The 23,131-nt window shown below is 37.3% G+C and carries 22 protein-coding genes; 10 read left to right on the top strand and 12 right to left on the bottom strand.

Annotated elements, in window-relative coordinates:
- Window positions 1-216 precede the first annotated feature (216 nt).
- On the top strand, window positions 217-2,238 hold the full coding sequence (locus HDE68_RS02765; protein WP_317617680.1) for a DUF3858 domain-containing protein: 2,022 nt from the start codon (window positions 217-219) through the stop codon (window positions 2,236-2,238).
- A complete protein-coding gene (locus HDE68_RS02760; RefSeq protein ID WP_183878669.1) occupies window positions 2,235-4,130 on the top strand; it encodes a DUF3857 domain-containing protein in 1,896 nt (631 codons plus the stop codon). Before HDE68_RS02765 ends, HDE68_RS02760 begins: the two co-directional genes overlap by 4 nt.
- Before the next feature lie 18 nt (window positions 4,131-4,148).
- Here HDE68_RS02760 and HDE68_RS02755 read toward each other — a convergent pair whose 3' ends face one another.
- A complete protein-coding gene (locus tag HDE68_RS02755) occupies window positions 4,149-5,423 on the bottom strand; it encodes a M16 family metallopeptidase (protein ID WP_183878667.1) in 1,275 nt (424 codons plus the stop codon).
- A complete protein-coding gene (locus HDE68_RS02750; protein ID WP_183878665.1) occupies window positions 5,416-6,660 on the bottom strand; it encodes a M16 family metallopeptidase in 1,245 nt (414 codons plus the stop codon). The genes HDE68_RS02755 and HDE68_RS02750 overlap by 8 nt, the downstream gene beginning before the upstream one ends.
- Window positions 6,661-6,757: 97 nt before the next feature.
- Here HDE68_RS02750 and mqnC point away from each other — a divergent pair, with 97 nt between their 5' ends.
- Window positions 6,758-7,882: a cyclic dehypoxanthinyl futalosine synthase gene (gene mqnC / locus HDE68_RS02745; protein WP_183878663.1), complete on the top strand. Its 1,125-nt coding sequence runs from the start codon at window positions 6,758-6,760 to the stop codon at window positions 7,880-7,882.
- 69 nt (window positions 7,883-7,951) lie between these two features.
- Here mqnC and HDE68_RS02740 read toward each other — a convergent pair whose 3' ends face one another.
- Both HDE68_RS02740 and HDE68_RS02735 read right to left on the bottom strand, forming a co-directional pair.
- Window positions 7,952-8,782: a ferritin-like domain-containing protein gene (locus HDE68_RS02740; protein WP_183878661.1), complete on the bottom strand. Its 831-nt coding sequence runs from the start codon at window positions 8,780-8,782 to the stop codon at window positions 7,952-7,954.
- 11 nt (window positions 8,783-8,793) lie between these two features.
- Entirely contained in the window at window positions 8,794-9,510 is a 717-nt protein-coding gene (locus HDE68_RS02735; protein WP_183878659.1) for a ferritin-like domain-containing protein, read from the bottom strand.
- Window positions 9,511-9,664: 154 nt separating this feature from the next.
- On the opposite strand from HDE68_RS02735, the gene HDE68_RS26615 reads away from it, so the two are divergent.
- The 4 genes from HDE68_RS26615 to HDE68_RS02715 all read left to right on the top strand — a co-directional run bounded on the left by HDE68_RS26615 (window position 9,665) and on the right by HDE68_RS02715 (window position 15,231).
- Window positions 9,665-10,444 (top strand): LytR/AlgR family response regulator transcription factor, encoded by a 780-nt coding sequence (locus HDE68_RS26615; protein WP_183878657.1) that lies wholly within the window; start codon window positions 9,665-9,667, stop codon window positions 10,442-10,444.
- Window positions 10,434-13,385, top strand: coding sequence for a two-component regulator propeller domain-containing protein (locus HDE68_RS02725; protein ID WP_317617679.1), 2,952 nt, complete (start codon window positions 10,434-10,436; stop codon window positions 13,383-13,385). Before HDE68_RS26615 ends, HDE68_RS02725 begins: the two co-directional genes overlap by 11 nt.
- A gap of 419 nt (window positions 13,386-13,804) precedes the next feature.
- On the top strand, window positions 13,805-14,005 hold the full coding sequence (locus HDE68_RS02720; RefSeq protein ID WP_183878653.1) for a hypothetical protein: 201 nt from the start codon (window positions 13,805-13,807) through the stop codon (window positions 14,003-14,005).
- 104 nt (window positions 14,006-14,109) lie between these two features.
- A complete protein-coding gene (locus tag HDE68_RS02715) occupies window positions 14,110-15,231 on the top strand; it encodes a GNAT family N-acetyltransferase (RefSeq protein WP_183878651.1) in 1,122 nt (373 codons plus the stop codon).
- Between the two features lie 53 nt (window positions 15,232-15,284).
- On the opposite strand, the gene HDE68_RS02710 is transcribed toward HDE68_RS02715, so the two are convergent.
- The 8 genes from HDE68_RS02710 to HDE68_RS02675 all read right to left on the bottom strand — a co-directional run bounded on the left by HDE68_RS02710 (window position 15,285) and on the right by HDE68_RS02675 (window position 20,869).
- Window positions 15,285-15,614: a helix-turn-helix domain-containing protein gene (locus HDE68_RS02710; RefSeq protein ID WP_041884843.1), complete on the bottom strand. Its 330-nt coding sequence runs from the start codon at window positions 15,612-15,614 to the stop codon at window positions 15,285-15,287.
- Between the two features lie 28 nt (window positions 15,615-15,642).
- The gene (locus HDE68_RS02705) at window positions 15,643-16,995 is read right to left on the bottom strand and encodes a UDP-N-acetylmuramate--L-alanine ligase (protein WP_183878649.1); all 1,353 of its coding nucleotides are present in this window, start codon (window positions 16,993-16,995) and stop codon (window positions 15,643-15,645) included.
- A 45-nt stretch (window positions 16,996-17,040) separates the two neighbouring features.
- On the bottom strand, window positions 17,041-17,880 hold the full coding sequence (gene prmA / locus HDE68_RS02700; RefSeq protein WP_183878647.1) for a 50S ribosomal protein L11 methyltransferase: 840 nt from the start codon (window positions 17,878-17,880) through the stop codon (window positions 17,041-17,043).
- Window positions 17,880-18,641 (bottom strand): triose-phosphate isomerase, encoded by a 762-nt coding sequence (tpiA, locus tag HDE68_RS02695; protein WP_183878645.1) that lies wholly within the window; start codon window positions 18,639-18,641, stop codon window positions 17,880-17,882. The genes prmA and tpiA overlap by 1 nt, the downstream gene beginning before the upstream one ends.
- Before the next feature lie 125 nt (window positions 18,642-18,766).
- Window positions 18,767-19,942: a putative sugar nucleotidyl transferase gene (locus tag HDE68_RS02690; protein WP_183878643.1), complete on the bottom strand. Its 1,176-nt coding sequence runs from the start codon at window positions 19,940-19,942 to the stop codon at window positions 18,767-18,769.
- Between the two features lie 151 nt (window positions 19,943-20,093).
- Entirely contained in the window at window positions 20,094-20,342 is a 249-nt protein-coding gene (locus HDE68_RS02685) for a type B 50S ribosomal protein L31 (RefSeq protein ID WP_041884831.1), read from the bottom strand.
- 94 nt (window positions 20,343-20,436) lie between these two features.
- On the bottom strand, window positions 20,437-20,724 hold the full coding sequence (locus HDE68_RS02680) for a hypothetical protein (RefSeq protein ID WP_183878641.1): 288 nt from the start codon (window positions 20,722-20,724) through the stop codon (window positions 20,437-20,439).
- Window positions 20,711-20,869 (bottom strand): hypothetical protein, encoded by a 159-nt coding sequence (locus tag HDE68_RS02675; RefSeq protein WP_183878639.1) that lies wholly within the window; start codon window positions 20,867-20,869, stop codon window positions 20,711-20,713. Before HDE68_RS02675 ends, HDE68_RS02680 begins: the two co-directional genes overlap by 14 nt.
- A gap of 146 nt (window positions 20,870-21,015) precedes the next feature.
- Between HDE68_RS02675 and HDE68_RS02670 the strand changes: the two genes are divergently transcribed.
- From HDE68_RS02670 to HDE68_RS02660, 3 genes are all read left to right on the top strand, one after another.
- Complete coding sequence (locus tag HDE68_RS02670) at window positions 21,016-22,227, top strand: IscS subfamily cysteine desulfurase (protein ID WP_183878637.1); 1,212 nt, start codon at window positions 21,016-21,018, stop codon at window positions 22,225-22,227.
- A gap of 73 nt (window positions 22,228-22,300) precedes the next feature.
- The gene (gene iscU / locus HDE68_RS02665) at window positions 22,301-22,714 is read left to right on the top strand and encodes a Fe-S cluster assembly scaffold IscU (protein WP_183878635.1); all 414 of its coding nucleotides are present in this window, start codon (window positions 22,301-22,303) and stop codon (window positions 22,712-22,714) included.
- Between the two features lie 39 nt (window positions 22,715-22,753).
- Window positions 22,754-23,080, top strand: coding sequence for a HesB/IscA family protein (locus HDE68_RS02660; protein ID WP_041884819.1), 327 nt, complete (start codon window positions 22,754-22,756; stop codon window positions 23,078-23,080).
- Window positions 23,081-23,131 lie beyond the last annotated feature (51 nt).

Below are 23,131 nucleotides of genomic sequence, written 5' to 3'. Positions count from 1 at the left end.
CCATTTCAGTTCCAAGAAATGGTCCTTATCGGGCGCAAATATGAGCAAATATTTCAGCTAAAAAAAAGGCTGAAAAGAAAACAACTTTTTTTTTACTATTCCCGGTTTATTTTCTGAAAAAAGAATGATAACCGGAATTTTTTTCAGCATTTAAATTTTCACAGTTTTACTAATTAAAAAAATTAAAGCGTAATTTGCGCAACCAAAATAACGCTCGTGATTAAAAAAATAAACCTGTTTTTAATAGCCCTGCTATTCTTAAAATCAGAGGTTTCCGCTCAAAAAACTCAAAAACAGCTCCCTGTATTTAAATATGGAAAGGTTGAGCTTAACGAATTCGATGTAAAACCAAAAGGAGCCGATTCGGCTGCTGCAGCTGTCAAACTCTTCGATATAGGAAATGGCTATTTCGAGATAGGCCCTTCCGGTAGCTTTATCTATGTATTTGAGCGTCATGCCCGATACAAGATCATCAATAAAAACGGTTATGATCTGGCAGATCAGGAAGTAAGGCTATACCGTGACGGGCAGGGCAGCGAAGAAAAGATGGAATATATTAATGGTGCCACCTACAATCTGAATAACGGTAAAATTGAGGTTAGTAAAATGGCCAGTGATGCAAAATTCACCAATCGTCTGGATAACAAACATATTGTTAAAAAATACACACTTCCAAATATAAAAGAAGGTTCAATTATAGAGTATCGCTATAAAACCAAATCTGATTTTACTTTTAAACTGGATGACTGGTATTTTCAGGGCGGTTACCCGACTAATTACTCTTATTTCAGTTTGACAATTCCGGAATATTATATCTATAAAATTGATGCAGGTGGTTTTTATGAACTCAACCGGCTTAGTCCTATTGAGAATACACAGAATATGACCATGTCCAATGGAGCAACTAAGTCTGAGAATTACACAGTCAAGACTGTGAAAACACAATACTATCTGGAGAATATCCCGGCAATTAAAGACGAAAATTACATTACTACACTCGATGATTATGTGAGTAAAATAGGATTTGAACTCACTGCCACCAATTATCCGCAAAGCGGCTATAAAGCATTGACTTCTACCTGGCCAAAAATCGTCAAAGAAATGATGAATAGTGATAATTTTGGTGGTTTTATTCAGAAAAAGAATCCTGGAAAGGAATTAATCAAAGAGATCATCAAAGACGAAACAACCCCTGAAGGTAAAATGAATCTTGTTTTCAACTATGTAAAAAATAAGATTAAATGGGATGATAAGTATCGTTTATATACAGATGCAGGCAGTCCAAAAACTATCCTGGAAAAGAAATCAGGGAGTTCATCAGAAATCAATTTGCTCTTACTTAATTTACTGGATGCTGCAGGACTGGAAAGCTATCCGGTAATCATTAGTACAAGGGGAAACGGCACACATCCGGGTTATCCGCTGGCCAGCAAGTTTAACAGTGTTATTGTGATGACAGTGACCGGAGATAGCAAACACTTACTGGATGCAGTAGATAAGAATAACAACCCTGATCTTTTAAGTTATGCGAATTTAAATCACAGGGGGTTAAAAATTAACCGTACAACCAATGAAGGAGAATGGATTTCCATTGATAGCATCCCCCCTAGCAGAAGCAGTATTTTTTACAATCTCAAATTAGATACAGAAAATAAACTGACAGGCACATTATCTATTTCAAGCAGTAATTACGATGGGGTAAACAGGAGAAACTCGTATCAGCAGGCAGCCAATCAGGAAGAATTTGTTAAAAACTATAAACGCAATAAACCTGGTCTGGAAATCAGCGATTACGTTATTGAAAACTTGAATGAGACTGAAAAACCACTCATTGAAAGTATGAACGTTACCATTGAAGATAATATAGAAAGCGCTGGTAACCTCTCTTATTTTATGCCTCTGTTGTTTGAGCGCACCAAAGAAAACCCATTCAGTCTGGAAGAACGGAATTACCCGGTAGACTTTGCCTATCCTAAAGAAGAAAATTATCATCTCTCACTCGAGTTCCCTGAAGGCTACAAACCAGATCAGCTCCCTAAGAACGAGAAATTTAAACTACCAGAAAATGGAGGGTCATTTACGATCATGTATACGATGAACGAGAATAAGTTAAGTATGGTGAGTAAGATCTCCTTACTCAAATCGGCTTACAGTCCTGACGAATATTATACACTGAAAGAATTATTTAAAAATATTGTCCGTAAACAAGCGGAACAAATAGTACTTAAAAAAATATGATATTAAGGAACTCCCTGTTTGCCATTTTATTTTGCTGCACAGCTACGGCCAGTACACAGGAAATCTATGATGTTTCCCGTATTCCTGCTCCACTATTAAATAAATCAACTTCAGTTGTTCGTAATGAAGAGCATAGCCTGATCATTAAAAATCGGACAAACGCTACGCTGATTTATAAAAAAGCAATCACAATTCTCAGTAAAAGCGGAGAAGATGTTGCGCAGATGGCAGAATATTATGATAATTTCTCTTCCGTCTCCAATCTTAAAGCTGTGATGTATGATGCTAAAGGGGTAAAAATCAGAACTTATAAAAGTGCTGATTTCAAAGACGAAAGTATTACAGAAGGCAATATGTTTGATTCATACCGGATAAAAAAGCTTACCTTTCTAAATACCACTTTCCCTTATACCATTGAGTATAGCTATGAGAAAAATTATAATGGCTATATTAGTTTTCCTGAATGGAGCCCGGTAGATAATTATGATAGCGCTATAGAAAAATCTGTCTATACCTTACAGGTTCCAAAAACAGTAGCTTTCAGATATTTAAAAAGTCCGGCCCTTCGAACAGATTCTATACAGAATAATGACAGGATCGTCTATGAGTGGACTTGTCAGAATCTTCCCGCATTTGAATATGAGCCTATGTCTGCAGGTATCAGGGATATTACTCCCTGGGTAATGGTCGCACCTAATGATTTCGAATATGATAATTCTAAAGGTAATGTAGAAAACTGGAAAAACCTGGGTGAATGGAACTACAGGTTGTCTAATACGCCACAAACGCTGCCAGAGCATATTAAAGCTAAAGTTCAGCAATTGATTGCTTCAGCTAAAACTGATAAAGAAAAGATTGCTATCCTGTACCAGTTCTTACAATCAAATACCAGATATGTGAGCGTACAATTAGGAATCGGAGGGTTTAAACCTATAGCTGCAGAGAAAGTTGCTACCGTATCTTATGGGGATTGTAAAGGGCTGTCCAATTACATGAAGACACTTTTATCCGAAGCAGGTATCCAGTCAACACTGGTTATATTGGGTTCAGGCCGCCCATCGCTGAACACCAGTTATGCCAGTTTCGGACAAACTAATCACATGATTCTATGTGTTCCTGCTGCTAAAGATACTACCTGGCTGGAATGCACCAGCCAATATACTCCTATGGGTTATATTGGTAATGATAATTCTGCGAGAACTGTAGTATTGATTACAGCAGATGGTGGAAAGCTGGTCAGGACTCCTGTTTATAAACCAGAAGACAATTTCCAGAACCGTGTCACTACAGTAGCACTGGCAGCAGACAGATCTGCTGATGTGCATATCAAAACTTCCTATGGCAGCTCCCAATATGAGGATCATTTAGGAATGATGTTACTGGAGCCCGTAGAACAGCGCAAAAGAATCATGAAGAACCTGGGTATCCCTAATATGGAAATCTCATCAGCCAGCTTCTTGCAACCGGATAAAACTGCACCAAAAATAGAAGAAGATATCGTCTTAAAAAGTTCCCAGATGATCAATCAGGGAGGAGACAAACTATTTGTGACACTAAATCTATTGAACAGAAGGGAAAGTGTACCTGCAAAAGTAGAAAACAGAAAAACATCTTTCTCAGTTCCTTATGGATTCAAGGATACCGATATCACTACATTTACCTTACCGCAGGGTTATAAAGTAGAATTCATCCCTCAGGATATTTCACTCGAATCAGAATTCGGAAAGTATACTGCTAAAGTAACCGTGAAAGATAATATGATTGTCTATACCCGCAATCAAATGATGAACAGCAAAAAATATGCACCGGAAAAATATAAAGACCTGGTAGATTTTTACAAGAAAATATATCTGGCTGACAAACAAAAAGCAATACTGGCTAAGGTTAATTAACCTTAACCAGTATTCTTCTTACTTCTTCCCTACCACAACTTTAGTAAAGTCTTCAGTATTCAGATATTTATTAGCCAGAGTTTTTAACTCTTCGGCCGTAATCGATTTTACAGTTTGAATATAATTATCATAATAGTCATACCCAAGGCCTGAGAAATAGATGTTTTTGAATTTATCAGCATGAGAGAAAGCATTTTCCAGACTTCCAAGCATTGAACCTAGCATATAATTACGCACAAGGCTCAGCTCTTCTTCGGCAACTAAATCTGATTTCAGTAAAGAAATTTCCTTCTCTATTTCATTTAGTGCACTGGTACAAACATCTGCTCCAACCTCTGTTGCGATGAAAAAGTATCCCGCATCTTTTAAAGAAACAATAGCAGAACCAATCCCATAAGTATAACCTTTATCTTCACGGATATTTGCCATCAGTCTTGAACCAAAATACCCTCCCAAAAGACAGTTCATCACCTGAAAACCTGCAAAATCAGCATGAGATCTGTTGATACTTAAAGTCCCCATTCTGATAGCAGACTGAATAGCATCAGGACGTTCAATAAAAACTTCGCCTTTTATAGTACTATCAAAAGAGAACTCATTAATTTTTGACTCCGCCTGATTATTCCATCCTTTACCAAAATTTGCGTTTAGCAAATCAAATTCAGCTGCTTCAAATTTTCCGGCAACAAATATGGTACAGTTTTCAGGCTTATAGGCAGCACTGAAATATGCAACCAGATCAGCTCTTTCGATTTTCTGGTAATCTTCTACATTAATATCAGAACCATAAGTTGAAGTCCCGAAAATAGCATGGGCAAAGTTCTTTCTGGCCACAAAATCATTCTTCTGCAAGCTTACCTTAAGTGACTGCTGCTGATTTTGTTTAAAGATATCCAGTTCTTGCTGAGGAAAAATACTCTCATTCAATACAGACCACAAAATAGGCAATACCGATCCCAGGTGTTTATTCAGTGTATATATCTTGATACTCGATTGATCAGCACCATAATCAGTTTGCAGAAATGCACCATAATAATCTACCTGATCAGCAATTTCCCTTGCTGTAAGCTTATCTGTACCATTATTAATCAAATGGTTTACAGCGATTGCCTGTAATGGTTTAGACTGGTCCCAGTTTACATTTTCAAATACAAATTCTATACGGACAAGCTCCTGTTTTCCGGCATTCACCGTAAACACCTTAATTCCGTTAGCTAATTCCTGTTTTTGCGGAGCAATAAAATTGATATCATTTACCTGTCTTGATTCAGGTATAAGGGTTCGGTTAAGCATTCTCTGAAGTTAAATAGTATAAAGTTGAACATTGCTCTCTAACGAAAGTCTTTTTGGCAGCCTGAAGTATTCTTGCCGCATCAACAGCAAGATATTTCTGAATTTCAGTGTTTAACCCTTCAGCATCACCCAATAACTCATAATAAGCAAGATTCATTGCTTTATCAAGGAGGCTCATTTCAGCAAATACCATGATAGACTCCGACTTATTTTTCACTTTTGTCAATTCGATCTGGCTCACCTCTTCCGTAGCAATCTTATCCAATTCTGCCCAAACAGCTTTCTCAGCAGTTTCTATCTCTACACCCTCACTCAGTTTTCCTTCTACGATAAACAATCCCTCATCCAGGCTACTGGTAATATAAGCATGAATATCACTGAACAATTGCTGTTCTTTCAACAAGCTATTATATAATCTCGAAGATTGTCCCTGAGAAAGCACATCAGATAAAAGGTCATAAACCTGGTAATCAGCATCTCTGCGTGCAGGCATCTTAAAAGCCATGTAAAATGCATTTAAAGGCACATTAGCATGAACAGTTTCTTTACGTGCATCTTTCTGAACAGGTTCCTGAGGTAAATTTCTCACATATTTATCACCAGCAGGAATAGGACTAAACCATTTCTCTGCCAATAACTTAATCTCTTCAGTTTTCACATTTCCACCCACTACCATAATGGCATTCTGCGGATTATAATGCTTTTTAAAGAAGGCCTTTACATCATCCATCGAAGCATTTTCGATTTGCGCAAGATCCTGTCCTATGGTTGCCCAGCGATAGGCATGTTTTTTATAGGCGAGCGGTCTTAATTTCAACCATACATCGCCATAAGGCTGATTTAAATATCTTTGCTTAAATTCTTCACAAACCACATTACGTTGTGTTTCCAGACTTTTCTCAGAAAAAGCAAGACTTAACATCCGGTCACTTTCCAACCAGAAAGCCGTTTCAATATTAGTAGCCGGTAAAGTGACATAATAATTTGTAATATCATTACTCGTGAAAGCATTATTTTCTCCTCCCACTCTTTGCAAAGGCTCATCATAGCTTGGTATATTCACTGATCCTCCAAACATAAGATGCTCAAAAAGATGCGCAAAACCGGTTTTACCCTCTTCCTCATCTCTTGCACCTACATCATATAAGATATTCAATACAGCCATAGGAGTTGTATCATCTTCGTGCACCAGAACACGTAACCCATTAGCTAGTGTAAAACGATTAAAATCTACCATAAAAATATATATACTGCCAAATATAGGAATAATGATTTTGGCTAAATGTGATAATTTCGTGAAATAAAAACAGCAGAACAAATGGTATATTTGCTGTATGAATACTGCCGAATTATTACAAAGGGCCCTGCAATTCGACTTTTTAACTAAAGAAGAAGGCGTGTTTTTGTACCACAATGCATCTACAGCTGATTTAGCTTTTGTTGCCAATGAGCTGAGAAAAAAGCAAGTGCCAAGCGGAAAAGTTACCTGGCAAATTGATAGAAATGTCAATACAACCAATGTTTGTATTGCCAACTGTAAGTTTTGCAATTTTTTCAGAAGACCGGGACATGACGAAAGTTATATCACAGATATAGAGACCTATAAAGTTAAAATTGAAGAAACTTTCCGTCTTGGCGGTGATCAGTTATTGCTTCAGGGCGGCCATCACCCTGATCTTGGACTTAAATTTTACGCTGATCTGTTCAGAAAATTAAAAGAGCTTTACCCTGATCTAAAATTACACGCTTTAGGCCCACCAGAAATTGCACATGTTGCGAAACTGGAGAAACTTACCCATACAGAAGTTTTAAGTGCTTTGAAAGAGGCAGGTATGGATTCTTTACCTGGTGCAGGTGCAGAAATTCTGAATGACAGGGTTCGCAGATTGATCTCCAAAGGAAAATGTGGCGGCCAGGAATGGCTGGATGTAATGCGTGCAGCTCACCAGCTGGATATCACGACTTCTGCAACCATGATGTTTGGTCATGTGGAAACTATAGATGAACGTTTTGAACATCTGGTATGGATCAGAGAAGTACAAAGTGAAAAACCAGCACATGCCAAAGGGTTTTTAGCCTTTATTCCATGGCCATTTCAGGATGACGGTACTCTATTAAAACGTTTAAGAGGAATTACCAATGATGTTTCGGGAGATGAATACGTAAGAATGCTTGCATTGAGCAGAATTATGCTTCCAAACGTAAAAAATATACAAGCTTCATGGCTGACAGTAGGTAAAAATGTAGCGCAGCTCTGTTTACATGCAGGTGCCAATGATTTTGGCTCTATCATGATTGAAGAAAACGTAGTTTCTGCTGCAGGTGCACCACACCGTTTTACAGCAAAAGGAATACAGGATGCTATCAGAGAAGCTGGTTTTGAGCCTCAATTAAGAGGTCAGCAGTATAATTATCGTGATCTTCCAGAACATTTAGAAGAACAGGTGATTAACTATTAGTCATTCCATAAAAAAAGGAAGGGAGTTTTACACTCTCTTCCTTCACATTATATCCCCATTCAAAAAATATTATTTGATAAACAGACTTGCAATTGCAAGTACCTGAGGCATTGTTAATGGCTCATCAAATGCTTCAGTAGAAGCATTCACCGAGAATCCAAGACCTGGAATATTAATATCTAATTGAGTTACATTATCTTCACCTGCATAACTTGCAGCTGCAGCAGCAACACCACTATCATTTGCACCAGTGATCCATGGTTTTAAAGCAGTCAATCCACCGCCGGCAGGTGCTTTACGCATTTGACGGATATGAGAAGCATGACGCGCTTCAACCGAGTGAATTTGTAAAGCAGTTTGCAATACACTAGGGCTACTCATCAGTGCAGTAGCCTGACCTTTATAAGCTCTTACACCAGTATCTTCAAATACCTGGGCTACTGCTAAGAAAGTTGGATAATCTGTAAATACAGCTGGAAAATTACCTTTTGCAGTAAAATCAAAAGATGCAGCAGTATAAGATACAGGAGTACCTCCAGAACCAGTAATTGCACCTTTCAATAAATTAACGTGTGCTAATTCATGATCACGGATATTATTAATTGCTGCTACAGCAGGTGTTCCGGCAGGAATTAATCCAGCGGTATTGATACCTGTCTGATAAAAATTATATTCAATATATTCTAAAGTTAAAGCGAAGTTCAATACATCGATTACACTTGTAGTAGTTTGTCCATAAGCTTTTTTGAACATAGAACCCAGAGCCATTGGAAGCGCAGCCAAAGCTACTTTTGATCCAAATCCATAAAATGATTTCATGGCCTCTCTGCGTGGATTCAGACGTTCATACACTTCTGCATCCACTTTTTCAATTTCTTCTAATATGTTAATGATATTCATGATTTCCAGAATTAAGAAGTAGGTAAATTAGATGCGTTAATTTGAGTTTTAAGGTAAGCCTTAGCTATGGTTAAAACCTGGATAGGTGTTCTTGCACCATCAAGTCCATTGGCATCAACGGCGGTTGAGTCAGCAAAACTTCCATTGGAAATTAAATCACGGATTAATGCGGCGTGACGTGCTTCTACAGAAACAATTTTACCTGCAACCTCCAGATATTTTGCCGTTTTGATCAGTTTACCAGCTCCGTTATAAGCTGAAACCCCAAGATCTTCAAATGCTTTGGCAGTTGTTAATACACTCGTTCTGTCTGCAAAGTTGATACTAGAGAAATTCACATCCAGACCAACAATTGCCCCTGCACCTAAAGCTTTTTTGAAAAACTCTCTATGTGCAAGCTCATGATCCCTGATATCAGTCAGTAATGAAAGTTCTGCAGTAGAAATACCAGTATAAGGACTTGCAATCACAGCAGCATAAAATGCCCCCTCTAATTGTTCCAGTGCATAAGCATAGTTTAATATACCAATATCACCGCTACCTAAATCTACACCAGTATCGAGCCCTGGAGTATTATTATGATCTTTTTTACAGCCAGCAGCTATTAAAGCCACACCTGCCACCCCCGCTCCTGCATATTGCAGAAAAGATCTGCGTTGCAGTTTGGCAGTCAGAATACCGCTTTCCTGATGCAGTAATTCTGTCTCTTGTTCTTGTAAACTTTTCATAAGAAATATTTTTATAATATGGTTCAACAATGTGAGGGCCCCCATGATTATACTGTGACATACGGTAGATAAAACGCTTTGGTTTTCGACTTTGCAAGAAAAATTCTTGACTCCCCTATTTTTTTGATAATTTCACCTTATAAAATATCAGCTTGTGTTCAATGTAATTATAGTAGATGATGAAGAATTTGCGCGCTCTTCACTTTATTTTCTCTTACAGGAAAACTGTGAAAATGTGCATATTTCAGGGATAGCAAAATCAGTAGATGAGGCACGCGAACTGCTCTCTTTACACGAGGTGGATTTGATCTTCCTGGACATTGCTATGCCTGGTAAAAACGGGTTTGAACTCATACCAGACGCTAAATTAAACAATACACAAGTGGTTTTCACGACTGCCTATGACCAGTATGCACTCCGGGCAATTAAAGCCAATGCACTAGACTATTTACTCAAGCCAATAGACATTGATGAGCTGAAAGAAACCGTAGAAAAAGCTTCCAGGCTAATACGTTTGATTGACCAGGAAACTGACCGGAATGAGCGTTTAAAAAATTTAGCAATTAATTTAGCGGACCGGACAGAAATTCGAAAATTAAGTTTACCAAATGGACAGGGATATACATTAATTGACCTCAATGAAATTATTCATATCGAGGCAGATAGTAATTATTCCATCTTTCATCTGGATAACAGGGATAAAATCACCGTCTCCAAAGTTTTGAAAGATTATGAAGAGATTCTGCCAGAAAATCAATTCATTCGTATCCATAAATCAAGCATCGTCAACTTAAATTACCTGAAAGAATACAATTCCAGAAATGGCCTCGAAGTTTTGCTGAAAAATGGAGAGAAAATTGCCGTATCGAGGCGCAGGGCAAGCATTTTTGCAGAAAAAGTCAAACAATACACCAATTTCACCAGTGATAAATAAAGTAAAAGCTTTCCCTGTTAAAGGAATAACTCTTTTAGTTATTTTACTTGTTTCAAGTGTATACTGCTATGCCCAGACTACTTTTATCAAACATTACAGTACCAAAGATGGTCTGCCAAGTAACAGCTGTTATTTTATCCTGCAAGACAAAAAAGGATATATATGGGTAGCTTCAGATGCTGGGGTAAGCCGTTTTGACGGAAAAGTATTTGAAACGTTTTCAATTGATGATGGATTGCCAGACAACCAGATTATCCGTTTAAATGAAGATCGTTCCGGCAGAATCTGGTTCTCCGCACTAAATGGTCAGCTTAGTTATTTTCAGAACGGGGTCATTTACAATGAAAACAATAATAAATTACTTAAATTTTTAAAATTCAATGGTGTTGTCACTTCATTTTTTGAAGACAGCAAAGGGAATATCTGGTTTGGAACCAACAAAAACCTCCTGGCCAGATGGGATGGAAAATCATTAACAAAATACACCTCTGCCGATCCTTCCAGCCAGTTTATCAATACTTTCATTTACGAAGATCAAACGGGCAGAATATGGGCATTAAGTGCACATTGCCTACGCGTTTTTGACGGAAAAGAATTTAGCAAAACCAAAATAAGTGCCAACTCGCTATCCTATAAAACTGCCAAAAATCTGCCGGACAGAACGATGTATTTTCTGGATAAAAAAGGATTAAACTTCAAAAACGGGGCAAGTCAAATATTAACCATGAAGATTGATAGTTCTTTACTGGCCGATAATCCAGGATATTTCTATGCAGAAAGCCAAAAGGAATTGTGGTTAACAACCAATTCAGGAGTCTATCATCTCGAAGCAGATGGCACAAAAACACATTATCTTCATAACCTCACTACTAACCAGGTCATCAGGGACAACAGAGAGAACATGTGGTTTGCCACAAGCAACGGGATCTACATGCTGCCTAAAAAATCAAAAAGAATTTATACTATAGATAATCACTATGGCCTGAGTAATAATATCGTCAAAAGCGTCATCAGGGATTATCAGGGCAGATTGTGGTTAGGACTGGATAATGGGAAGATCAATATGCTGAGTAAACCTGCCCGCAAAGTCATCACCATTGATATTCCTGATAAGAAGAAATTCAACAGCATTAAACAGATCAGCACTGACTCCAGTGGAAAAACAATCTTTTTCAGTTCTGATTACGGCCTGGGAATGTTCAATACAAATCAGCAGAGCCAGGCAAAAGACATCAGATATCTTCAGGAAACCCACAACTCAGGTTATGTACTCAAAAGTTTTGGTATCAGCAGTAAAAACCAGCTTTCCATGGCACTGTCATCTGGTGTAGTCATGTTAAATGATCCCTTTCATAAACTATCATTTACCTCATCAAATTATAAAGAAGGAGAAAACTTCTTTAGCAACCGGGCTTACCGCGTTTATTATGACAAAGACGATAATCTTTGGTTTTCCAACGTCAATGGCCTCGCTGAATTATCATCAGGAAAACTGATCAGACACTATCAGCGCCACCCCCTGCTCACTAAAAGGATTAGTGATATTGCGCAGTTGCCGGACGGAACCATAGTATTGGCCACAGACGGATATGGACTTCTTTTCTTCAAAGACAATCTGCTGATCAGACAGATCACCAGAGAAGACGGGCTGGCCAACAATATCTGCAAAAAAATATTTATTCAAAAAGACCACGTCTGGGTAATTACCAATGGCGGTATCAACAGGATTTTCCTGAACGGAAAAAACCCGGTCGAATCATTCGAATATACCAACAACCTGCTGGACAATGATATCAACGATTTGTATATCAACAGGGATACAGCCTATTTTGCTACCAATCATGGTTTGGTTTTCTTAGCCAATACCCCTTTTGACAGAAATAAAGAAGTTCCAAAAGTCTTGATTTCTGCAATCATCAATAACAGGAAACCACTAAGTATCAACTCCGACTCCTTCAATTTAGCACCAGCAGACAACAATATTACCTTTTATTACAGTGCCCTGGATTTTCAAAACAACTATATTCTATACCGGTACAGACTAAAAGAAAACAATGCATGGACAGAAACCAGGAACAGAAGACTGGAATTCTCCTCTCTGGAACCTGGTATTTATAAATTTGAACTCAGTGCAAGGACCAATAATAGTCAGTGGAGCAAACCAGTAGCTGTAAGTTTCGTTTTAAAAGCACACTTCTGGCAAACCTGGTGGTTTATATTCCTTATCCTTTTAATCGCAAGCATAAGCTTCTATAAAATTGCCGTTATTGTAACCCAACAGCAAAAAGATAAAGAACAGCAGCGGTTATTATTGAAAAATAAAATACTGATGCTGGAGCAACAGGCATTGCAGGCGATGATGAATCCGCATTTCGTTTTTAACGTGATGAATTCAATCCAGCATTATATCAATACTAAAGATACTTCATCAGCTAATAAGATCTTAACAGGTTTTGCAAGGCTGATCAGAAAAAACCTGGACATCTGTACCAAAAGTTTTATATCCATAGAAGAAGAAATTGAATACCTCTCTCTTTACCTTACACTTGAAAAGAAACGATTTGGAGAAAAGTTCAATTATACCATTCATATTTCAGAAGAAATCGATCAGGATGAGACCATGATTCCGTCCATGATTTTACAGCCTTATATAGAAAATGCGATCTGGCATGGCCTGATGCCTAAAGAAGATGGAGGAAAAATATCCATTGTTATTCAGCCAGAAGGAGATGATAACTTACTGATACAAATCATTGATGACGGTATAGGTATAGACAATTCACTCCTTGTAAAAAGAGACAAACATGAGAGTAAAGGCATGAGCCTGACCCAGGAAAGGATCAATCTGATCAACCAGATTGAAGCAAATCCTATACAAATCAGCATTAAACAGAACGGTAATTCGGGTACAACTATCTCTATTTTAGTCCCAAACAGGTAGAATTTACCGTTTACTCAATGATACCTACCACTTACTAACTATTATTCGTTTGAAATGAAAATTGCATTAAACTTGTTATAGATATTAAAACAAACAAAGTTTGTAAAACGCGTTCTTATAGAATTGGCAAAAGATATTTTTAACCTAACCTAAAACTTATCTCAATTCAGGTTTCATTTGTGTGTTAAAAGTGGTAAAGTTAAAGCTTTACCACTTTTTTTTTGGGCCCGACTATCGATCTGATCAGCAAGGCCTTGAAAAACTTCCACCAAAATTTGAAAAAAGTTCTTTTTTTGAAAAGCTTTTTATGTTAAATTTGGGTGAGCAATAAATGATAAAAAAACAGCTTCGATGCTATTTAAAAAGATTTATTGTAAATTTAACGTATCAACAACCTCTGGTAATTTTATTTAAGACAAATGACAACTCCAAAAAAATCTGTTAAGAAAAGTTCATTAGATGATCAGGCACAGGACAAAGAGATGAATGATGAGAATTCTTATGACTCCATCGAGAAGAAGAAAACTTTTGACGACGATGATGATGACTTTGATCTTCCATTAGATGATCTTGATACCTTCGACGACTTTGATTCAGATGATGACGATGATACTTACTAAGTAAGTATCCCTGTTAACCCATATAGAGCATCTTATAAAAAAGATGCTTTTTTTTTATTTGTGGATATCCGCATACAGACAACCCTTTAAACCCGATTGAATACATGCAGTTAATTTCCGTTTCCAGTTCACAGACAAAAAAAGAATTTCTCCAGGTACCTCATTATATCTATCAGGATGATCAGAGCTGGATTTGTCCGCTGGACCAGGATGTAGAAAAAACATTTGATCCTGAAAAGAATGTATTCTTTAAGCATGGCGAATGTACCCGATGGATATTGAAAGATGAGCAGGGAAAGACAATTGGAAGAATTGCAGCTTTTATCAATACCAAAAAAGCATTTAACTATGAGCAGCCAACAGGCGGAATGGGCTTTTTTGAATGTATTAATAATATAGAGGCCGCATTTAAACTATTTGAAGCTGCAGAGCAGTGGTTAAAAGAAAAAGGAATGCAGGCTATGGACGGTCCGATTAACTTCGGTGAAAACGATACCTTCTGGGGTCTGCTTGTCGAAGGTTTTACTTCTCCGTCCTACGGTATGAATTATAATCCTCCCTATTACCAGGCATTTTTTGAAAAATACGGATTTGTAACCTCTTATCAGCAAATCACCAATCACCTGGCTGTCAGAAATCCTTTTCCGGAACGTTTTACTAAAATTGCAACCTGGGTAGCCAATAAACCAGGTTATACTTTTGAGCACTTCTCTAAAAAGAATTCAGAAAAGTATGTACAGGATCTGATGGAAATCTATAACGATGGCTGGAAAGACTTTGAGAATTTTGTCCCGATCAAAAAAGAGACGCTACAAGAGAGTTTCAAACAGATGGAGGCTATAATGGATGAGAAACTGATTTGGTTCGCATACCTAAACGGAGAACCGGCTTCTTTCGTTGTTATCATACCCGATGCTAATCAAATGATTAAGGATTTCAAAGGGAAGCTGGGTTTGATAGAAAAACTAAAATTTGTATACAGGAGATGGAAAGGTGTAAATAGAATGAGAGCAATTGTAATGGGTACAAAAACTGCTTATCAGAAACACGGATTAGAATCCGCCCTGTTTATTAAATTAAAAGAATATGTTTTGCCTTTGGACCAGTACGATGAACTCGAATTATCCTGGGTGGGCGACTTCAATGATAAAATGCTTTCTATTCATGAAGCTACCGGTGCTGTGTTTGGAAAGCGTCACCTGACAATGAGGAAGATCTTTTCTTAGATCTCTTTAAATATAAAAGCCTGCTTAGATCTAAGCAGGCTTTTAAGATTTGTCTATTTTTCTCTGATTTCTTCGTAAAGATCAATAACCTTCTTTTGAAGTTTGATGATCTCTTCTTCTCTCAGTGATAGCTTCGCTTTCAGATTATTGATCTCTTCAAAATTAACTGACTGAGGATTTTCGCCCTCTTTAGAGATAATGTCCATTGTTGAGACTTCAAAAAGATTAGCAATCTGAGCCAGCCTTGAGATATTAATATCTGTAATACCTGTTTCAATTTTTGAAAATGCAGGAATTGAGATGTTAAGTCTTTTAGCGACTTCGCCCTGACTCCATCCATTTTTCTGACGGAGCTGTCTGATGTTCTTACCGATGATGTTCATTGTTATAAATTTAGGTGTGTTTTGTTCTTTAAGTATTCAACTCACGTGCCAGTTTGACTAAATCCATCCCTCCAAAATTCCCTGAGCTCATTAACAGCAGGTTGGTGTGACTAAAATTTAACCCTCTTAAGTATTGCTCAAGAGTAGAGGCATTGTCAAAAAAAGTAAGCTTATCGTTTCTAAATGCTGTTTGAACATCTATTTCCGTGAAAGGCTTAATTTTTTTTTGTTGAAATGTTTTTATATCTATATATACGATAGGATTGTCAGCCCGGATCATCGTATCTGCATATTGCAGTAAAAAATTTTTATTTAAACTACTAAATGTGTGTAATTCTATACAAGCAACTAACTTTCTTTCCTCAAATTGTGACTTTACCGCCTCAATGGTGGCTTTCAATTTTGAAGGAGAATGTGCGAAATCCTTATAAATATTAGTATTATTTTCCGTATTTAACAATTCAAGACGTTTTGCAGCCCCTTTAAATGAAGTAATTGCATTATTGAAATCATCTTCACTAATTCCTATCTCTTTACAAACCAGTTTCGCTGCACTTAAATTCATTAGGTTATGGTCACCAAAAATTTTCAGTGGCAGATTTTCGGGCATTAAATAGGTTATACCATTGTTAACGCAGTGTGCAGGTATTTCGTATCCGGTCTTAACAATTTCTTTACGAGAATTTACCACAAGGGTGTGTAATTCCTTGTCATTCTCACAATAGAATAATTTGCCTCCGGGCTCAATGGTGTCAATAAAAAGGTCAAATTGATGAAGATAATTTTCAAAGGTAGGAAATACATTCACATGATCCCAGGCTACACCGCTGATTACAGCGATATTAGCTTTATATAAATGAAATTTTGGTCTTCTGTCAATTGGAGAAGCTAAATATTCATCTCCCTCGATAATAATTAACGGTGCCGAATCAGTCACCTTTACCATCGTATCAAATCCTTCCAGCTGTGCACCTACGAGGTAATCAAAATCCTTTTTATAATAATTAAGTACATGCAGAATCATCGACGTAATGGTTGTTTTACCATGACTGCCGCCAATAACTACCCTAAGCTTATCTTTTGTCTGTTCATAGATATATTCAGGATAAGAATAGACCTTAATTCCCAGTTCCTGAGCTTTGAGTAATTCAGGATTATCAGTAAGTGCGTGCATTCCTAAAATAACAGCATCCAGATCGGGCGTAATTAATTCTTCATGCCAGCCCAGTTGTTCAGGAAAAATTCCAAATCTGGAAAGTCTGCTTGCGGATGGCTCAAAGATCAAGTCATCAGAACCACTTACGATAAAGCCTTTCTTATGCAAAGCTATTGCAAGATTGTGCATTGCACTGCCCCCGATAGCTATAAAATGTATTCGCATTCTCAAATATTAAAAAAAATAAAGTAATTAAAATACTTTTTTTTATTACGCCTTTATAAACCTGGCGGCTACCCAGTCTCCTATTTTCTTATGATTCAGATAATTCATGCCCAGTTGCGCACAAGCGTCCTTTATCATTTCAAGATCAGGAGATTCATAAAATCCACTAAAGAAGATTTCTCCCCCGCTTTTTAATACATCCGCATATACAGGAATCTGATCCAATAAAATATTACGGTTTATATTTGCCAGGATAATATCGTAGACATCAGCAGGAATAGTTTCTTTTCCACCGCATAAAGCAGTGATATTATGAATATTGTTCAGTGCAGAGTTTTCTATGGCGCTAAGATAACAAACATCGTCATTATCAATTGCAACTAATTTCTCAGCACCCTTTTTAGCAGCAAGAATAGCTAAGATACCTGTTCCGCATCCCATGTCCAGAATATGCTTTCCTGCAACATCTGTTTCAAGGATATAACGCATCATCATGGTTGTAGTCTGATGATGACCAGTTCCAAAAGCCATTTTAGGATCTATAACAATCTCGTACTTATAAGCTGGCTGCGCCGGATGAAAAGTAGCTCTCACATAACAGGTTTCATCTATAATAAGGGGTTCGAAATTCTTCTCCCATTCCTCATTCCAGTTTTCCGCTGCAATTTCTGTTACTGTATAATTATATTCGAACTCTCCTTCAAACTGAAAGAGAGCTTCGGTTAAGTTTTCTTTATTATAACTATCGAAGTCAATAAATGCAGAGAAACCATTAACTGTATCCTCAAATGTATTGAACCCAATCTCAGCCAGTTCACTAATTAATAAGTCTTGTTGGTACTCCTCAATAAGTGTGAAGCTGAATGTGACCTGAATGTACTGCATTAAGAGTTAAACGTTTTAACAATGTCAGCGAAATCACGTGATTTAAGAGATGCTCCTCCTATTAATCCGCCATCAATATCTTTCTGTGCAAACAATTCCGGTGCATTTTTAGGCGTACAGCTACCACCATATAAAATAGAAGTTTCTTCGGCTGCAGCTTCACCAAATTTACCGGCAACCTCTGCACGTATAAATTCATGTACTTCCTGAGCTTGCTCAGCAGTAGCAGTTAATCCTGTTCCAATAGCCCAAACTGGCTCATAAGCGATAACTACTTTTGAAAACTCTCCGGCAGATAAATGGAAAAGACCATTTTCTAATTGTCCTTTAAGGATCTCAAAGAAATTACCATTATTTCTTTCATCCAATGTTTCACCAATACAGAAAATAGGCAGTAAGTTATTTGCTAAAGCAATATTAGTTTTATCAGCAAGTAAAGCATCACTTTCAGCAAAATACTGACGACGCTCTGAATGGCCAATAATTACATATTCACAACCAACTGACTTGATCATTTTAGCCGAGATCTCACCTGTGAAAGCACCGCTCTCTTTTTGGTGACAGTTCTGAGCACCAATTTTAACGGTATCTCCGCCTAATTTTGACAAGCTGTTTAAATGAATAAACGGAGCGCATATGATAGCAATCTGATCGCCTTTTTTTTCATCTCTTACGATGTTAACGATTTCTGAGAACAATGAAATACCTTCTGCATAGTCCGTATTCATTTTCCAATTTCCTGCTACTATTTTCTTTCTCATAATTAAATCTAATATTATTTTAACTGTAATCCTATTTTCTAATACTTAAAGTTATATTTTGACTCCAAAACAACCAATTCGTTTTTGCAATTACATATATAGGTGATAAAAATACACAAACTCTCTTAAAAAGATCTATAAATCGAAGTTAATTCAAAAATTGATGCCAATATATCTTTTTCTATTTGATTAAATTCAACATTTTTACGTTCGAAGACCTTTTCTGTGGTTGCGAACATTTTTTCAAGTGCATAAACATCAAATCCCTGCGGTCCTCCCCAGGCAAAATCAGGAATAAAGTTTCTTGGATACCCGGAACCGAATACATTTGCACTTACACCGGCCACAGTCCCTGTATTAAACATTGTATTTATACCACATTTCACATGGTCAGCCATAATTAAACCGCAGAACTGTAAACCTGTCTTTCTAAAAGATAATTGTTCATAGTCCCACAACTTAACTTCTGCATAGTTATTCTTAAGATTAGAGTTATTCGAATCAGCCCCGATATTACACCACTGGCCCATCACAGAATTCCCCAGGTAACCTTCATGACCTTTAGAGGAATATCCCCAGATCACTGCGTTATTAAGCTCTCCGCCTACCGTACTGAACGGTCCGACAGTCGTTTGTCCATAAATCTTGGTGCCCATTTTCACTCTTGAACCTTCTCCCAAAGAGAAAGAGCCCCTGATATGACTGCCTTCCCATACCTGCGAATTTTTCCCGAGGTAAACAGGCCCGGTCAAAGTATTGAAAGTAGCACATTCTGCCTCCACACCTTCTTCCAGAAAGATCTGATCTCCAAGCACAGTGTTCGTTGCACTTAATTTCGCTGAAACCCTGCCCTTTGTTAAAAGCGCAAAGTCAGCACGCAGCTGTACGTCATTATTTTTAAAAATATCTTCAGGAAATACGATTTGGGTGAAAGTCCCGCTATAGTGAACAGGGCGTAATAAAGCGCCTTCTGCTAAACTGAGTAGTTCGCCCGGATTAACTTTATAAGCTATTATAATTGTATCCTGAGAGAGTACTTCCCCGCTTTGCAATGCAGCAATAGCATCAAAAAGATGCAAATCAGGGCAGATAGAACCATTGATATAGGTATCCGCATCAGGACGGATTTTATATTTGACAGCAAGATAGCCAGAAGTACAGAAACCAACTGCAGCAGATGAATATTTTTCCCATTTTTCAGCTATGGTCAATATTCCGATCCGCAGATCGGCCACAGGCCGGGTAAACGTAAGCGGTCTTAAAGATAAAGCACTGTGATCATCAAATAAATTAATGTTCATTTATTGTTGTTATTATGTTTTTCGGTGGCTTGTTTTTCAGATTTTTTAATTGCTCTCTGAAACATGTTACCAGTCTATAATATATGCAAAAATAAAAAAAGTCCCGAAGCTTAGCATCGGGACTTTAAAATAATTTCTTATAACTGTAGAATTATTTCTTAGCGTAACGAGTTTTAAATTTATCGATACGACCAGCTGTATCTACCAGTTTCATTTTACCAGTATAGAAAGGGTGAGATGTATGTGAGATCTCTAATTTATAAAGAGGGTACTCGTTACCATCTTCCCAAGTCACAGATTCTTTAGTCTCAACACAAGATTTAGTTAAAAAAGAGTATTCGTTAGACATATCTTTAAATACTACGAATCTATAGTTTGAAGGGTGAAGATCTTTTTTCATAATGAATATATACTTATTTGTACTTATTTGTCGCTTATTTTGAAGGTTGCAAATATCCTAATTATATTTTTTAATTACAAGCATTATTAAAAAATTATGTACTATACTTTTTTCTCGTTTCTACTTTCTGCATCTGCCTCCTAATATATTCATCTGCAATCACTTCTGCCGAAGGCAGTTGAGAGCGGCCGATCAATAAAGATTTTAATCTTTCCTCGTCCACATCCGTGCGATATAATATATTCATCATTTTAGAGATGTCATTATCCAGTAACCAGGAAAAAGCATGTACCATTTTTTCTCTCAGTTGTTCTGCAGACAGCTCATTTTCAAGCTCAAAATCATTTCCTATAATTCTGCTGAGTGCTTTAAGATCGTCCATTAAATATATATTTTATTTCCTGATACCCTTCAATCAGTACTCCATTTATCCCTTCAGGATATGTAAAGCAGATGAATTTATTACCGGCACCAAATTTAGGTTCTTCATTCAACAGTACAAAGCCTTCGTTCTTTAATCTTTTCATTCTGCATGAATATTATCCATGTCATTTGTATAAACGTTAAACGAATGTAAAAATGCATATATACAGTTCATCTTCACAGGCATTAATTACATTCTTTGGCAATCTTTTTTCGTACATTTGTATATTAAAAGAATAAATTATATACAATGGAACTTCCTATTTATCTAGATAATAACGCAACAACTCCCCTTGATCCAAGAGTGCTTGAAGCAATGTTGCCTTACTTCACCACCAAATTTGGTAATGCCGCAAGCCGTAACCATGCCTTTGGCTGGGTTGCAGAAGAGGGTGTTGACTATGCACGTGAGCAGGCTGCTAAACTAATTGGCTGTACTGAAAAAGAAATCATCTTCACTTCAGGAGCTACAGAAGCAGACAACCTTGGTATTAAAGGTGTGTTTGAGATGTATCAGGATAAAGGTAATCATATTATTACTGCAACTACTGAGCACAAAGCGGTTCTGGATACTTGTAAACACCTGGAGAAATTAGGTGCAAAAGTTACTTATCTGAAGGTCCAGGAAGATGGTTTAATCAACCTTGCTGAATTAGAAGCTGCAATGACTGAGCAAACTATCCTGGTTACGATCATGTATGGTAACAATGAGATCGGTGTTGTTCAGCCAATCAAAGAAATTTCTGCAATTGCACATAAATATGGTGCTTTGTTTATGACTGATGCGACACAGGCTGTAGGTAAAATACCTGTAGATGTAAATGCAGATGGCATTGACTTATTAGCATTCAGCGCACACAAAATGTACGGGCCTAAAGGTGTTGGTGTATTATATGTACGCCGTAAAAACCCAAGGGTTAAAGTAACAGCACAAATGGACGGTGGTGGTCATGAGCGCGGTATGCGTTCAGGAACATTAAACGTACCTGGTATTGTTGGTTTAGGTAAAGCATGTGAATTATGCCGTTTAGAAATGGACGCAGAAGCAGCACGTCTATCTGCATTGAGAGATAAACTGGAAAGCGCATTATCAGTAATGGAAGAAAGTTATGTGAATGGTAATACACAACACCGTTTACCGCATGTAGCAAATATCTCTTTCAAATATGTTGAAGGTGAAGGATTGATGATGGCGATGAAAGATTTAGCTGTTTCTTCAGGTTCTGCCTGTACTTCGGCTTCATTAGAGCCTTCTTATGTATTAAAAAGCTTAGGCCTTTCTGATGATCTTGCGCATTCTTCTATTCGTTTCGGTTTAGGCCGTTTCACTACAGAAGAAGAAATTGATTACGCGATCGAAAATACAAAGAAAGCAGTGAATCACTTAAGAGACCTTTCTCCATTATGGGAAATGTTTAAAGAAGGAATTGATTTAAGCAAAATTGAGTGGGCTGAGCACTAGTCTCAATCACATTCATCTATAAATAAAACATTTAGAAATAAGCTCTTTAACAGGAGTTTTAGCGAAAAATAAAATGGCATACTCAGAAAAAGTAATGGAACACTATACCAACCCCCGTAACGTTGGTACATTAGATAAAGATAGCAAATCAGTTGGTACAGGATTAGTAGGCGCGCCAGAATGCGGTGACGTGATGCGTCTTCAGATTGAGGTTGATGAAAACAATGTAATCACTGATGCGAAATTTAAAACTTTCGGTTGTGGTTCAGCAATTGCATCTTCATCTTTAGCAACTGAATGGTTAAAAGGTAAAACTGTTGATGAAGCAATGACGATTGACAACATGGATATCGTTGAAGAATTAGCTTTGCCACCAGTAAAAATTCACTGTTCGGTATTAGCAGAGGATGCGATTAAATCAGCAATCAACGATTACCGTGTTAAAAATGGCATGGAACCAATCGCATTGCCTAAATCACACCACTAAAAAATAATACCAGGTCAGCAAATTTAAATAATTAAGCATATGATCACCATAACAGATAAAGCGAAGAGCAAGATTGATAACTTAATGCAGGAGTCTCAAATGGATACTACGTACTTTTTACGTGTTTCAGTAAAAGGTGGTGGTTGTTCAGGTTTATCCTACAATTTAGATTTCGATAATGAGGAGAAAACAGGAGATCAGTTTTTTGAAGATAAAGGAATCCGCATTGCACTGGATATGAAATCATTTTTATATCTGGCCGGCACAGAACTTGACTTCACAGACGGAATAAACGGGAAAGGGTTTAACTTTAATAACCCTAATGCAAGCCGTACATGCGGTTGCGGAGAAAGTTTCTCAGTTTAACACTGAATCATAATATAAGAGGGAGTTCAGGCTTCTTTTAAAAGCAGTAGT

The organism is Pedobacter cryoconitis, assembly GCF_014200605.1.
GTDB lineage: Bacteria > Bacteroidota > Bacteroidia > Sphingobacteriales > Sphingobacteriaceae > Pedobacter > Pedobacter cryoconitis_B.
This window is presented reverse-complemented; position numbering and strand designations above follow the sequence as displayed.